Annotated in this window: 14 protein-coding genes and 2 tRNA genes; 6 read left to right on the forward strand and 10 right to left on the reverse strand. The window is 73.7% G+C overall.

Annotated features, from left to right (window positions below):
• The first annotated feature begins 63 nt into the window (after positions 1 to 63).
• Positions 64 to 270, forward strand: coding sequence for a hypothetical protein (locus DCS98_RS01085; RefSeq protein ID WP_116449508.1), 207 nt, complete (start codon positions 64 to 66; stop codon positions 268 to 270).
• A gap of 5 nt (positions 271 to 275) precedes the next feature.
• On the opposite strand, the gene DCS98_RS01090 is transcribed toward DCS98_RS01085, so the two are convergent.
• The 7 genes from DCS98_RS01090 to DCS98_RS01120 all read right to left on the reverse strand — a co-directional run bounded on the left by DCS98_RS01090 (position 276) and on the right by DCS98_RS01120 (position 4,991).
• The gene (locus DCS98_RS01090; RefSeq protein WP_116449509.1) at positions 276 to 500 is read right to left on the reverse strand and encodes a hypothetical protein; all 225 of its coding nucleotides are present in this window, start codon (positions 498 to 500) and stop codon (positions 276 to 278) included.
• A gap of 4 nt (positions 501 to 504) precedes the next feature.
• Positions 505 to 1,554, reverse strand: coding sequence for a PHP domain-containing protein (locus DCS98_RS01095; RefSeq protein ID WP_116450094.1), 1,050 nt, complete (start codon positions 1,552 to 1,554; stop codon positions 505 to 507).
• The gene (locus DCS98_RS01100) at positions 1,551 to 2,090 is read right to left on the reverse strand and encodes a DoxX family protein (protein ID WP_116449510.1); all 540 of its coding nucleotides are present in this window, start codon (positions 2,088 to 2,090) and stop codon (positions 1,551 to 1,553) included. Before DCS98_RS01100 ends, DCS98_RS01095 begins: the two co-directional genes overlap by 4 nt.
• A gap of 118 nt (positions 2,091 to 2,208) precedes the next feature.
• Entirely contained in the window at positions 2,209 to 2,436 is a 228-nt protein-coding gene (locus DCS98_RS22775; RefSeq protein ID WP_164704320.1) for a hypothetical protein, read from the reverse strand.
• A 30-nt stretch (positions 2,437 to 2,466) separates the two neighbouring features.
• The gene (locus DCS98_RS01110) at positions 2,467 to 2,874 is read right to left on the reverse strand and encodes a GtrA family protein (protein ID WP_116449512.1); all 408 of its coding nucleotides are present in this window, start codon (positions 2,872 to 2,874) and stop codon (positions 2,467 to 2,469) included.
• Positions 2,875 to 2,897: 23 nt separating this feature from the next.
• Positions 2,898 to 4,334: a bifunctional phosphatase PAP2/diacylglycerol kinase family protein gene (locus DCS98_RS01115; RefSeq protein WP_116449513.1), complete on the reverse strand. Its 1,437-nt coding sequence runs from the start codon at positions 4,332 to 4,334 to the stop codon at positions 2,898 to 2,900.
• A 126-nt stretch (positions 4,335 to 4,460) separates the two neighbouring features.
• On the reverse strand, positions 4,461 to 4,991 hold the full coding sequence (locus DCS98_RS01120; protein ID WP_116449514.1) for a CGNR zinc finger domain-containing protein: 531 nt from the start codon (positions 4,989 to 4,991) through the stop codon (positions 4,461 to 4,463).
• A 104-nt stretch (positions 4,992 to 5,095) separates the two neighbouring features.
• Between DCS98_RS01120 and DCS98_RS01125 the strand changes: the two genes are divergently transcribed.
• From DCS98_RS01125 to DCS98_RS01135, 3 genes are all read left to right on the forward strand, one after another.
• Entirely contained in the window at positions 5,096 to 6,304 is a 1,209-nt protein-coding gene (locus tag DCS98_RS01125; RefSeq protein ID WP_116449515.1) for an MFS transporter, read from the forward strand.
• 153 nt (positions 6,305 to 6,457) lie between these two features.
• Positions 6,458 to 6,546, forward strand: a tRNA-Ser gene (locus tag DCS98_RS01130).
• Between the two features lie 20 nt (positions 6,547 to 6,566).
• A tRNA-Arg gene (locus DCS98_RS01135) sits at positions 6,567 to 6,639 on the forward strand.
• Positions 6,640 to 6,710: 71 nt separating this feature from the next.
• Here DCS98_RS01135 and DCS98_RS01140 read toward each other — a convergent pair.
• Together DCS98_RS01140 and DCS98_RS01145 are read right to left on the reverse strand one after the other, a co-directional pair.
• On the reverse strand, positions 6,711 to 7,121 hold the full coding sequence (locus tag DCS98_RS01140) for a hypothetical protein (RefSeq protein WP_116449516.1): 411 nt from the start codon (positions 7,119 to 7,121) through the stop codon (positions 6,711 to 6,713).
• Complete coding sequence (locus DCS98_RS01145; RefSeq protein WP_116449517.1) at positions 7,118 to 7,729, reverse strand: maleylpyruvate isomerase family mycothiol-dependent enzyme; 612 nt, start codon at positions 7,727 to 7,729, stop codon at positions 7,118 to 7,120. The genes DCS98_RS01140 and DCS98_RS01145 overlap by 4 nt, the downstream gene beginning before the upstream one ends.
• Before the next feature lie 239 nt (positions 7,730 to 7,968).
• Here DCS98_RS01145 and DCS98_RS01150 point away from each other — a divergent pair, with 239 nt between their 5' ends.
• A complete protein-coding gene (locus tag DCS98_RS01150; protein ID WP_241036994.1) occupies positions 7,969 to 10,614 on the forward strand; it encodes a penicillin-binding protein in 2,646 nt (881 codons plus the stop codon).
• Between the two features lie 249 nt (positions 10,615 to 10,863).
• On the opposite strand, the gene DCS98_RS01155 is transcribed toward DCS98_RS01150, so the two are convergent.
• Positions 10,864 to 12,144 carry an alpha-hydroxy-acid oxidizing protein gene (locus DCS98_RS01155; protein WP_116449519.1) on the reverse strand — a complete coding sequence of 427 codons (1,281 nt, stop codon included), beginning with the start codon at positions 12,142 to 12,144 and terminating at the stop codon, positions 10,864 to 10,866.
• 373 nt (positions 12,145 to 12,517) lie between these two features.
• Here DCS98_RS01155 and DCS98_RS01160 point away from each other — a divergent pair, with 373 nt between their 5' ends.
• Positions 12,518 to 13,360 (forward strand): hypothetical protein, encoded by an 843-nt coding sequence (locus DCS98_RS01160; protein WP_116449520.1) that lies wholly within the window; start codon positions 12,518 to 12,520, stop codon positions 13,358 to 13,360.
• The last annotated feature ends 15 nt before the right edge of the window (positions 13,361 to 13,375 follow it).

A 13,375-nucleotide genomic window follows, 5' to 3' on the forward strand; every position in this document is an offset into this window, starting at 1 on the left:
CGCTTACGCAGGCCCGGCGCCGCGTGATTCGCTTTTCGGGCGATCAATTCTCGAGGAGCAGCCATGACGACCTTGCTCGGTGAGGCGCTGAAGTCCGGGGCCACGTGGTGGCTCGTCGTGGTGGGCGCCCTCGCGTACGTGGTGCTCCGATCGCTGCTCCGCTGGTGGCGCGAGCGCTCCGCGCTCCGACTGGCGCCCAAGGTGTACGAGTCGGGCGGCGATGCCGCAGACGTGCTCCGCGCGCTCAGCGGGAAGAGCGCCGAGGAGTAGGCGCGCTAGGAGACTCCCACGACGACCAGGACGACCCCGACCACCAGGATCAGCGCTCCGACGCCGACGACGTAGCGCGGTGCTCCGTCGTTGGGCCCGGTCACCCGGCGGACGTGCTCGCTCTTCATCGCGTCCGCGCCCCGGGCGTTCCACGCCGTGATCGGGCCGCGGAAGACCACCAGAGCTCCGCCGAGCAGGATCGCGACGACACCCACCCAGAGCAGCGTCACCGGTTCACCGGGCGGTCCAGGCGAGCAGGTCGTCCGCCGTCCTCGTGTTGATGACGCGCTCGACCGGCACGCCGCACTCGATCGCCCGCTCGACGCCGTTGTACTGCCAGTCCAGCTGACCGGGCGCGTGCGCGTCGGTGTCGATGGCGAACTCGCAGCCCATCTCCACCGCCAGCGACAGCAGCCGCTTCGGCGGGTCCAGCCGCTCGGGCCGGGAGTTGATCTCGACGGCCGTGCCGAACTCGACGCACGCGCCGAACACCGCCTCGGCGTCGAACTGGCTCTCCGGCCGCGGCTTCTGCGTGCCGTCGCGCTGCCGGCGGCCGATCACCAGCCGCCCGGTGCAGTGCCCGAGGACGTCGGTGTGCGGGTTGGCGACGGCGGTCAGCATCCGCGCCGTCATCTGCGCGCTGGGCGCGCGGAGCTCGGAGTGCACGCTGGCGACCACGACGTCGAGCCGGCCGAGCAGCTCGTCGGTCTGGTCGAGGCTGCCGTCGACGTTGATGTCGCACTCGATGCCGGTGAGGATCCGGAACGGCGCGAGCTCCTCGTTCAGCGCGGCGACGACGTCCAGCTGCTGCTCGAGCCGCTGCGGTGAGAGGCCGTTGGCCACCGTCAGCCGGGGGGAGTGGTCGGTCAGCGCCATGTACTCGTGGCCCAGCGCCATCGCGGCCTCGGCCATCTCGCGGATCGGGCTGCCGCCGTCCGACCAGTCGGAGTGCAGGTGCAGGTCGCCGCGCAGGGCCGCCCGGAACTCGGCGACGTCGTCGGCCATCGGGACCAGCTCGGCGAGGTCCTGCTCGAGCTTCGTCAGGTACTCGGGCACCTGCCCCTTGTGCGCCTGCACGACGACCGCCGCCGTCTTCGGGCCCACGCCCTTGAGGTCCTTGAGCGTGTTCGTGCGGATCTTGAGGTCGAGCTGGTCGTCGCCCAGCCCGTCGACGACGGCCGCGGCCGTGCGGAAGGCCTGCACCCGGTAGCTGGGCTCGCGGGCGCGCTCCAGGAGGAAGGCGATCCTCCGGAGCGCGGCCGCGGGCGGGAGCGGAGTGGTCAGCTCTTGACCTTCTTCGCGGCCTTCTTCTGCGCCTTGGCGGCGCGCTTCTGGGCCTTCTCGAAGCTCTTCTCGGTGCTGTTCGCCGCCTTCTTCGCCGCCCGGCGTGCCCGGTAGCCGACCGACGGCTTGCCCTCGGTGTCGACGGCGGCCAGCAGCAGCCCGCCGAGCAGGCCGGTGTTCTTCAGGAAGTTCGAGATCTGCCCGAACTGCTCCGTCGGGTCGTCGTGCTCCCAGAAGCGGTGCCCGGCCAGCGTCGTCGGCACGATCGACGCCGAGAGGATCAGCGCGGTCAGCCGCGGGAACTTGCCGAGGGCGAACAGCGAGCCGGCGGCCACCTTGATGGCGGCGTCGGCCTGCACCCACTGCTGGACGTCGCGGGGCACCTGGACCGGGAGCTGCTTGTCGGCGGTCTCCGCGATCTTCTCCACGACCGGGGCGGCCCCGGGCACGCGGTCCTGCGGCTTGCGCAGGGTGCTGATGCCGCCGTAGATGAACGGTGCGGCGAGCAGGGGCCGGGCGATCCGGCGAACCAGCATGGTGTCCCTCTTTCCCTCGGTACCTGGGTGCGTCGAGGCGTGCACTGCCCACAAGATCGCTGGGGCAATCCCGGGTGCCGACCGTATCGACCTGGGCCGACACCTGCCCAGCCGAAGCTCACGGCTCAGGTGGGCCCACACGGCGCCCATTTCGGACAAGGACGCCGAGGGCGACGATCGCCATCACCCATCCCGCGAGGACGAACAGGTCTCCCGCGTGCAGGCCATGGTCGACGGTGAGTACGACGAGTACGGGGCCGTCGTTTATATAACGCCCGGTCAGGAGTAGGAACGCGAAACCGGAGAGCACGGCCCCGACCGTCAGGGCGCACAGCCAGCGGAGCATGGCGTCACGCTAGCCGGGCTGCCGGCGACGTCAGCGGCGGAAGACCACCAGGCGCAGCATCACGAAGTTGACCGCCGTACCGAAGCCCTGCGAGAACACCCAGGCGAGGGTGATCTCCCATGAGCTCTCCGGCAGCAGCGCCAGCGCCAGCGCGTTCACCCCGATGATCACGAAGAACGTCGTCCCGTAGAGCAGCGCGAAGCCGGCGGCGCGGCGCGCGCCGCCCTCGACGCCGAACGTCCAGCGCCGGTTGATGGCGTAGACGGTCGCGGTCCCGCAGATGAAGCTCAGCGTGCGCGCGGCGGTGACCCACAGGCCGACGTGCAGCGACAGCGAGTAGACGCCGTAGTCGACAGCCGCACCGAGCACACCGACCAGGGCGAAGCGCACGAGCTGGCCGAGGAGACCGCGGCGGTCGCTGCTCCCCTCGACGACCACGCCGTCACTCTAGGAGGACCGGTTCAGTCGGTGCGGCAGCAGTAGACGGTCAGCGGGGCGCGCTTGCCGAAGTGGAACACCTCGGCCTTGTCGCCCATCTCGCCGTCGTAGGCGACCTGCTGCGCCCCGGACCGTGACTCGATGCGCACCTTGGTCGCGGTGAAGTGCCCGTAGCTGCGGGTGTGGTCGCTGACCCCGAGCAGCGTGGCCAGGACGGCGCGGGTGCGCCCGAAGCGCAGGTCGGCCCGCAGGTACTGGACGTCGAGCAGCCCGTCCTCCAGCCGCGGCCGCCAGGCCGGGGAGAGCCCGCGCGGGGTGTACAGGCAGTTGCCGATGAAGACGATCCAGACCGACAGCGGCCGGCCGTTCACCACCAGCTCGACCGGGGACTGGCGTCGGAGCGTCTGACCGACGGCGACCGTCAGCGCCAGCCACTTGCCCATCCGGCCGCTGAGGCGGTCGCGGCGGCGCACCATCTCCGGGTAGGCGCCGATGCTCGAGGTGTTGAGGAACGGCGTCCCGTTGACGTCGGCGACGTCGACCTTCACCGCCTGCCCGCTGACGACGGCGTCGGCGGTGTCCTGCGGGGTCTCCAGGCCGACGTCCCGGGCGAAGTGGTTGAGCGTGCCCGCGGCGATGACCGCCAGCGGCAGCCCGTGCTCGATCGCGACCGCCGCGGCCGAGGCGACGCTGCCGTCGCCGCCCGCGACACCGAGGGCGCGGGCCCGACCCGACGCCGCCGCCTCGCCGAGCAGCTCGTCCACCCCTCGCTCCTCCGTCGTCTCCAGCACCTCGGCGCGGGGCAGGATGGCTCGGATGTCGGCGGCCGGGTCGTAGTCGTCGGGTCCCGAGCGGGGATTGACCGCGACGACCAGTCCCTCGCCGTCGGGCAGCGCCGGGGCCTCGTGGGCGTCGCGCACGCGGGCCGGCTCCTTGGGGCGTACCCGCCACCAGTGCTGGGTGGCCGCGGCGACCGCACCGCCCACGGCGAGCCCCGCCACGACGTCCCCGGGGTAGTGCACGCCCACGTGGACCCGCGAGTAGCCCACGCCCAGCGCGAGCGGCGCCAGCGCGGCCCCGGCCAGCGGGCTCTCCATGGCCACGCCGGTCGCGAAGGCGGCGGCCGACGACGAGTGCCCGCTCGGGAAGGACAGGGTCACGGGGGAGCGCCGCAGCCGCCGCTCGGCGCGCAGGTTCTCCAGGTCGGGCCGGACCCGCCCGAAGATCCGCTTGAGGACGACGTTGACCAGCGCGCTGGAGAACGCCATCGACCCGATGCCGCGGACGGCACCCCGGCGCAGCGGGCCCTTCTTCGCGCCGAGGACGACGGCGATCGCCAGCCACAGCCGGCCGTGGTTGGCCGCGGTCGATATCCGGCGCAGCCACCGGTCGGCGGGGGTCGTCGGCAGTCCGCCGATGAACGCGTGCAGGCGTCGGTCGAGCTGCCGGGGTGAGGCCACGCTCGGACGCTAGTCCTGACTGGGCCGTGATGATCAGCTGAGCTGATCGTTCCGGGTCCTGGCTCACCACCAGTGGTGAGCCAGGACCCGTTTCGATCAGGCCACCTGATCGTCAGGGAGCGGCGCTCAGGCCTTCTGGCGGGCGCGGTAGGCGGCGACGGTCGACCGGCTGGCGCAGGTGTTGGAGCAGTAGCGCCGGCTGGCGTTGCGGGAGGTGTCGACGTAGACGTCGTCGCAGCTCTCCGCCGAGCACACGCCCAGCCGCTGCCACCCGTGCTGGACGACGACCTGCGACAAGCCCATCGCGACCGTCGTCGTCAGCTGCTCGAGCACTGGGGCGTCGGGGCGGGCGTAGTGCAGGTGCAGCTCCCCGTCGTGGTCGGTGGCGTAGGGGCGCGGCCGGGCCAGCGCCAGCAGCTCGTTGAGCCGGGTGAGGACGTCGTCCTGCGTCTGCGCCAGTGCGACGGCGCGGACGAGGTCGGCGGTGGCGCCGGCCTTGTGCGTCTCGCCGGGGGAGAGCTCGAGCGGCGTCCCCGGGGTGAACCAGTCGTCGTGGGAGCTCAGGAACTCGTGCGCCCAGCCCGGATCGCCGCGGTCGGTGTTCGCCAGCTCGATGGCCAGCTCGACCGCCGTCGACCCGTAGGTGTCGTAATCCATATGACTCCCTACCCCTGGGTGATAGCGTTCGGGACTGCGTAGGGGATAAAACAGTGTTAGTCCCCTACGGATTCCTTCCCCGCAAGTCTGAAACGAGTTCTGTCGTGCGTGCGTACCTGTCCGTGTGGCGGCTTCCCTCCGCCCCGGTGCTCCTCCTTGCCGGCTTCGCCGGTCGTCTGCCGTCGGCCATGGTGCCGCTGGCGCTGCTGCTGATGGTGCAGCAGCAGACCGGTTCCTACGCGGTGGCGGGCCTCGCTTCCGCCACATTGGGTGTGGCCTCCGCCGTCATGGCGCCGGTCCTCGGCCGCGTCGCCGACCGTCGCGGCCCCCGTCCGGTGCTCTTCTCCCAGGCGGCGGCCTACCCGCTGCTGCTGGCGCTGCTCGTCGCCGTCGTCCTCGGCGGCGCGGCCGACGTCCTCGTGATCGGCGCCGCCGCGCTGGCCGGCATGGCCACCCCGCTGGTCTCCGGCACCGTCCGCGCCCTGTGGTCGCGGGTCGACGTCCGCGTCCGCTCGACCGCCTACGCGCTCGACGCGACGGCGACCGAGCTGGTCTTCGTCGTCGGCCCGTCGCTGGTCGCGGCCCTGGCCGTGTTCGTGTCCCCCGCGGCGGCCGTCGGGCTGGCCGGCGTGCTCGGCGTGATCGGCGCCCTCGGCATCGCGACGTCGGCGGCGACCCGCGCCTACGTGCCGGTCGTCGGCGCCCGGGCCGGCCTCTTCTCGACCGTGCTCACCCCGGGCATGCCGCGGCTGCTGCTCAGCGGTGCCGCGCTGATGCTCGGCTTCGGCGCGCTCGAGGTCGCCATCCCGGCCTTCGCCGACTCCACCGGGTCGCCGGGGCTGTCGGGTCTGCTGCTGGCCCTGTGGGCGCTCGGCTCGGTTGCCGGTGGCCTCTGGTTCGGCGCCCGCGTGCTGAGCACCTCGCTGCCCCGCCAGTACCGGCTGCTGCTGCTCGGCGTGACCATCGGCCTGGCCCCGCTGGCCTGGATCTCCAGCCCGTGGGCGCTCGGCGTGCTGCTGTTCCTCGGCGGCACCGCGATCGCCCCGACGCTGACGGTGCAGAACACGCTCGTCGGCGCCATGGCCCCGGTGCACGCCACCACCGAGGCGTTCACCTGGCTGTCGACGATCACCGTCGGCGCCTCCGCGATCGGCGCGGCGCTCGGCGGTGCGCTGATCGAGGGCCCGTCCGGGGTGCCGGGGAGCCTGGTGCTCGCCACGCTCGGCGCGGCGCTGGCCGTCGTCGTCACCCTGGTGCCCGGCCGGCGGGCGGCCCTGCCGGTGGACGGCGCCCGGGAGCCGGTGACCGCCTGACCTGCCCGGACGAGATCTGCACTCTCGCCCCCATCGCGGGAGTCATGCGGGCGAGTGTGCAGATCTCGCCGGGGGTCGGGACCCGGGCTGGGAGACGCCTCCGGGCCGCTGGTAGTCTCTCTCCTCGGTGGTTACGAGGTGACTCGGACCCCGGGAGGCTTCGCCTAGTCCGGTCTATGGCGCCGCACTGCTAATGCGGTTTGGGTTAATCCCCATCCCGGGTTCAAATCCCGGAGCCTCCGCGCACGACAACTGAACACACGCACCCGTAGCTCAACGGATAGAGCATCTGACTACGGATCAGAAGGTTAGGGGTTCGAATCCCTTCGGGTGCACGTCTGGTTGAGACACCGAGCGGCCCCGCACTTCGACGGAAGTGCGGGGCCGCTTCGTCGTCCGGGACGGATCAGCTCGGCAGCCAGGAGGGCCACCACGCCGGCTCGCCGGTCGGGCAGCCCGGTAGCGGGTAGTCGGGGAACGGCACCGTCGCGAGGAGGGCGAATGCCAGGGCGGCGAGGGCCAGCACGGTGACGACCACGGCGGCCAGGCCGCCCGGTAGGCCGTAGCGGCGCCCCAGCACCAGCCAGCTCAGGACGGCGACGGCGAGCCCCGCCCCGCCCAGCGCGACCAGCACCCCGTTCAGGCTGACGCCGGTGTGCGCGTCCCAGTCGTTGCAGTCGAGCGCAGCCGCCGCCCGCACCCGCACCACCGCGTACGCCGTGCCGATGGCCAACCCCACCAGGGCGACCAGCAGGACCCGTGACCATGCCGGGGTGCGCTGCCGCTCCGGCGCGGTCCGTTCGGGGGTCCAGGTCACCGGCGGCGCAGCGCCCGGCCGTCGGGCAGCGTCCGCCCGCCCAGGAGCGCGACCAGCTCCCCGCTCGACGCCCGCACGGGCTCGCCGTCGCCCCAGCTCCAGCCGGTGTCGGTCGCCTCGAGGCGGACCCCGGTCAGGTCGATCCCGAAGATCGCGCCCTCCGCGGCGGTGAGCTGGTCGAGGACGGCGACCACGGCCTCGGCAGGTGCCACGGGCGGCAGGCCCAGCGCGACGGTGACGTCGAGGGAGTGGATGACGGAGTGGCTGAGCGCCCCGGCGGCGCCACCACCCGGCGGCTGCCACGCGTGCAGGGCCGGCGAGCGCAGTGCGTCCAGGAGCTCACCGGTGGGCAGGCCGGCGTCGCGGGCCGCCACGGTGTCGGACAGGACGCCGAAGTCGCCCCGGGCAGCCGCCATCTCGGCGCCGAACTGCTCCGTCGTGAGCCGCGCGGGCATCGTCACGTGCGCCACCACGTGCCGCGCCTGCCATCCCGCGCACAGCGAGGCGGCGTCCCACGTCCCGTCCGGGCTGCCGGCCAGCAGCTCGGCGAGGCCGTCGTAGGTCCGCCCCACCAGGGGCTGCAGGTCGGTGCCCACCTCGTCGCTCATGCGCTTCCCTTCGTCGGTCCCCGGGGGGAGACGCCTCCGGACCCTAGGACTCATCGGCTGCTGCGGGGAGCTCCCGCCGGCATCTGGTCCCGCGGGAGGCACATGACGGTCGCCGCACGAGCGCTTTGCCATCGCGTGACACCTGGCGTTCTCGCGCACGGGACGCCTTGTGCCGGGGAAGGCAACAGGGCCGGGGTCGCGCGACGTGCGCGGCCCGTGCCCCGTCGTCGAGGAGTCGTGTGCCCCGCCCATCCGTTGACGGTCTGCCGCTGCCAGGCGTCGAGACCGGCCCGACCTGCCGCCGCCGCGCGCCGAGAGCGCTGCTGCACCTCTGCCTGGCCGTCGTCCTGGCCGGTCTGCTGCTCGCGGGGTTCGCCCTGCCCGCGGTCACCGGTGTGGCTGCTGGCACCAGCTACGCCGCTGAGGTGCTCAGCCCCGCCGAGCCCGACCTCATCGATCGGACGCCGGCCGGCAACACCCGCATCCTCGCGGCCGACGGCACGCTCATCACCGAGCTCTTCCGGCGCAACCGCACGCCGGTCGCCGGTGACGCGATCGCCCCGGTGATGAAGGACGCGCTGGTCGCCATCGAGGACTCGCGCTTCTTCGACCACGAGGGCGTCGACGGCAAGGGGCTCGGACGGGCGCTGCTGCACAACCTCGCAGCCGGTGAGGTGGTCGAGGGCGGGTCGACCCTCACCCAGCAGCTGGTCAAGCAGATCCGCCTGCAGAGCGCGCAGGATCCCGAGGAGAGGGCGGCGGCGACCGAGGAGAGCGTCGGCCGGAAGCTGCTCGAGGCCCGCATCGCCCTCGGGCTGGAGCAGCACTACGGCAAGGACGAGATCCTCACCCGCTACCTCAACCGCGTGTATTTCGGTGCCGGGGCCTACGGCGTGCACGCCGCGGCCGAGGCGTACTTCGGCGTCACTCCGGACGCGCTGACCCTCGCCCAGGCCGCCACCCTCGCCGGCCTGGTCCAGAGCCCGACGAGCTACGACCCGTTCGTCGCGCCCGACCGGGCCACCGCGCGGCGCGACGTCGTGATCGGCCGGATGCTGGAGCTCGGCATGGTCGACCAGCAGGCCGCCGACGAGGCCCGCAGCGCGCCGGTGGTGCTCACCCCTGGGACGGGGCCGCCGCACGGGTGCACCGAGGCCCTGATCGGTGGCTTCTTCTGCGACTACGTCCTCCAGTACGCCACCGAGACCCTGGGCCTGGACCGTCGCAGCCTGGAGACCGGGGGGCTGACCATCCGGACGACGCTCGACCCGGCGATGCAGCAGGCCGGGAACGCCGCCGTCCTCGAGACGCTGGCCATGGGTGACCCGCGGGCAGGGATCTACACCGCGATCGAGCCCGGCACCGGCCGGGTGCTGGCCATGTCGGTCAACCGGGTCTACGGCCTGGACGCGGCCGACCCCGCGCAGACGACGGTGAACCTCCACCTCGCCGCCGGCCAGGGCGCGGGGTCGACCTACAAGGTCTTCACCGCGGCCGCCGCCATGGAGGCCGGCTACGGCCTCGAGTACCGGATCACCACGTCGGATCCCTACGTCTCGACCGTCTACCGGGACGGCGGCCGGCCCTACGACGTCCAGAACGCCGGCCGCTACCCGCGCACGCTGGACATGGAGCGCGCGCTCTACATGTCCTCCAACACCTACTTCCTCGCGCTCGAGGACCGGCTGGGCAGCGTGGCCGGGCCGGTGGCGATGGCCCAGCGCATGGGGCTGACCTCGATCGACCCGGTGGCCGAGCAGATCGTGGCCGAGAACCGCGGGTCGTTCACGTTCGGCGCGGAGGCCACCAGCCCGCTCGCCCTCGCCAACGCCTACGCCACCCTCGCGGCCAGCGGGACCCGGTGCGCACCCAGCCCGATCGACGCGATCCTCGACCGGGACGGGCAGCCGCTCACCGACGCGCACGGCGCGCCGATCGGCACCGGGCAGCAGTGCACCCCGCAGGCCGTTGCCCCCGGGATCGCCGACACGCTCAGCCAGGCGCTGCGCAAGGACGTCGAGCCCGGGCACCCCGGGCAGACGGCCCGGCGCGCCTACATCCCCGGCCACCAGATCGCCGGCAAGACGGGTACCAGCCAGGACAACTACTCGATCGCCTTCGTCGGGTACACCCCGCAGATCGCGGCGAGCGTGATGGTCTACGACCCCGTCGCCAACCGGGACGTCGGTGGCTTCGGTGGTGGCAAGGCGGCGGCGATCTGGCACGACGCGCTGGCACCCGTCCTGAGCGGCAGGCCCGCCGTGCCCTTCCCGCCGGCCGACCCGGCCTTCGTGCGCGGTGACCGCCGCACCGTGCCGAGCGGCTGCGCCGGTGGCGGCAGCGACAGCTGCCTCGGCCTCCTGGCCGGACGGGGTCTGACGGCGACGCTCGAGCCGGTCGACAGCGCCCGCCCCGCGGGCGTCGTCCTCAGGCTGGAGCCCGGGGCCGGGTCCACGGTCCGTGCGGGGGACGTCGTCCGTGTCGTGGTCAGCAACGGGTCGGACTGGATCGAGCCCACGCCCGAGCCCACGCCCGAGCCCGCGCCGGCCCCGGAACCCGTGCCTGCACCTGCGCCGGCCCCGGAACCCGCTCCTGAGCCCGCGCCGGCCCCCGAACCCACGCCCGAGCCGACGCCCGAGCCGATGCCGGAGCCGCTGCCCGACCCGGAACCCCGTCCGGAAGGGGACCGGGACGACCGGCCGGGACCGACCGCTGCGCCGACCCCGGAACCGACCGCTGCGCCCACCCCGGCGTCCCCGACGACGAGTGATGCACCGCCGGCGGAACCCACGCAGGAGGAGCAGCCGGGCGCGACCGGGTCACCGGACCCGGTCACCGGCGACGACGAGCCGCCGGCCGACGACGGTCAGCTCGACGAGGGGTGAGCTGTGGGGGCGGGAGGCCGGGCCTGACGGTCTGGCCGCGTTGGTCGGTCCACCCAGCAGTGGGTGGCCACTCGATTGCCGGCTCTCCCGCCCCGCGACAACTGTGAGCTGCGCCACAACGATCCGTCAACCCGGGTCCGGAGTGTCGCGCCCGGCGTGTCCCACCGTCCGCGGCGCGGAGTGCGTGCGCGCGTGGACCACGCAGTCGCCCGCCGCGACGGCTCTCGGTACCGAGAGCCGGGACGGGAGTCAGCCGACGCGGCGCAGGACGTCCGGGGAGAGCTGGTCGACGGCGGTGTGCCCGGTGAGCCCCAGCGTCAGGTCGAACTCGCCGAGGACGTCGGAGATCACCTGCTTCACGCCCTCCTCGCCGCCGAGCGCGAGCCCCCACGCGAACGGCCGGCCCAGCAGGACCGCCGTCGCCCCCAGCGCGACGGCCGTGAAGACGTCGCCGCCGGTGCGGACCCCGCTGTCCAGGAGCACCGGCGCGCGGCCGGCGACGGCGCCGAGCACCTCCGGCAGCGCGTCGAGCGCGGAGATCGAGCGGTCGACCTGCCGGCCGCCGTGGGTGCTGACCACCAGGCCGTCCACGCCCTCGTCGAGCGCGCGCCGGGCGTCGTCGGGGTGCAGGACGCCCTTGAGCAGGATCGGCAGCCGCGTCTTCGACCGCAGCCAGGCCAGGTCGTCCCAGGTGATGGAGGGCCGGGAGTAGATGCCGAGGAAGGTCTCGACGGCGGCCCGGGGGAGCGGCGACCTCAGGTTGTCGCGGAAGGACCCGGGCCACGCCTTGGCCATGCTCACCAGCGCCTTGACCGCGGCCGGCGTCGGCCGCGGCTGCGGCTGCCTGGGTCCGCCGGCGGCGACCTTCTCCTCGACCAGCCGGCGGAACACCGGGTCGGAGGTGTACTGCGCGATGCCCTTGCCGAGGGCGAAGGGCAGGTGGCCCAGGTCCAGGTCGCGCGGACGCCAGCCCAGCATCGTGGTGTCCAGGGTGACGACGATCGCGTCGCAGCCGGCTTTCGCGGCCCGCCCGACCAGGCTCTCCACCAGCTCGTCCGACGTCGACCAGTAGAGCTGGAACCAGCGGGGGGAGTCGCCCATGACAGCGGCGCACTCCTCCATGGAGAAGGACCCCTGGTTGGAGAACACCATCGGGACGCCGGTGGCCGCGGCCGCGCGTGCGACGGCGCGGTCGGCCTCGTCGTGCACCAGCTCGAGGGCGCCCACCGGCCCGAGCAGCACCGGTGCGGGGATCCGCCGGCCGAAGATCTCGACCGAGGTGTCGCGGCTGCTCACGTCGCGCAGCACCCGGGGCACGACCGCCCACGTGTCGAACGCCGCCCGGTTGGCGCGCTGGGTGACCTCGTCGCCGGCGCCGCCCGCGACGTAGGCGTAGGCCCGGGGGTTCAGCGCCTTCTTCGCGGCCTGCTGCAGCTTGCGGGCCGCCACCGGCACGCGCGGGGTGTGGCCGTACACGCCGGCCCGGTAGACCTCGTTCTGCCGACGGCGGCCGGCGCCTGCTTCATCCACGCGGACACCGTAGTGACCGGTCTCTCACCGGCGGCGGGCGACCGCCGCACCGGGAAAGTTCCCGACACGCCGCACGACACGCCCGACGCGTCCGTAACGGGCTAGCAACGAAGCGTCACTTCCGTCATAGTCGCTGCGAAGTTGCACCACGCTTGGGGGAGCACGTATCACCACCACTCTGCGGCCCGTCGTCGACCAGCGCCCGACGCCCCGCCTCGCTCGACCGGTCGCCTCCGCAGGTCTGCTCACCGGTTTCCTCGTCGCACTCCTCGGCGCCGCTCTCGCCGCCGCCGCGCCGGCCGCCGCCATCGACGACCCGACCCGCCCCGACGCCCGCGTGACCCACGGCCCGAGCTGCAGGCCCGGTGGTCTGGTGGTCGAGGTCGTGGCCGGGACGCTGCCCTACACCGTCCGCCTCGCGACCACCCGCACCCCGGCCGGCGAGGACGAGGCCCGGCTGCAGCCCGGTCAGACCGTGGTCCTGCGCAGCGGCGACGTCGCCTGGGGCGAGACCATCGACGGCCGGCTGGAGTTCACCGCCGGCGACGGCTCCGGCACGACGTACGTCGACGAGCTCGAGGAGTACAGCTTCACCCGCCCCACCCGGGAGGACTGCGCCGCCGTCGCCCAGCCGACCGACCCCGACCCGGCCCCCCCGACGTCGGCGTCCCCCTCGGGCAGCGCCTCCGGCACGCCGGGCAGCCCCAGCACCGGGGCGGCGCCGACCACCGGTTCGACGTCCCCGGCGCCGGCTCCCACCGGGGTGCCGCGGACGACCGACCCGGCCGTCCCCGTGCCCGCCGAGGGTGCGGCCACGCCGCCCACGCGCGCGGTGAGCCCCGGCGAGACGGTCACCGTCGAGGCCAGCGGCTTCCTGCCGGGGGAGGAGGTCACCATCCAGCTGCACGAGGGCGGCGAGGTCCTCGGCAGGGCCACCGCCGGCTCCGACGGCACGGTCTCCGCCGACATCCGCATCCCCGACGGCGCCGCGGCCGGCCGGACGACGGTCGACCTGGTCGGCGCCGACTCGGCCGTCGTCGCCGACGTGGAGCTGCGCATCGCCGGCTCCGAGCGCGTCGTGGCCTCCGAGGGCTGGGCCGACCTCGTCCCGCTGACCGCCGCGGCCATCGCGCTGGTGGGCAGCGTCTCCGGGCTGGTCTCGGTCGCCGGTGACCGGCGCGCCGCCCGGCGACACGCCCTCCCGCGGAGCGCCTGAGGCCGGCATCGGCGA

Origin of the sequence: Blastococcus litoris (assembly GCF_003075095.1) — a bacterium.
In the GTDB taxonomy this organism is placed as follows: Bacteria; Actinomycetota; Actinomycetes; order Mycobacteriales; family Geodermatophilaceae; genus Blastococcus_B; species Blastococcus_B litoris.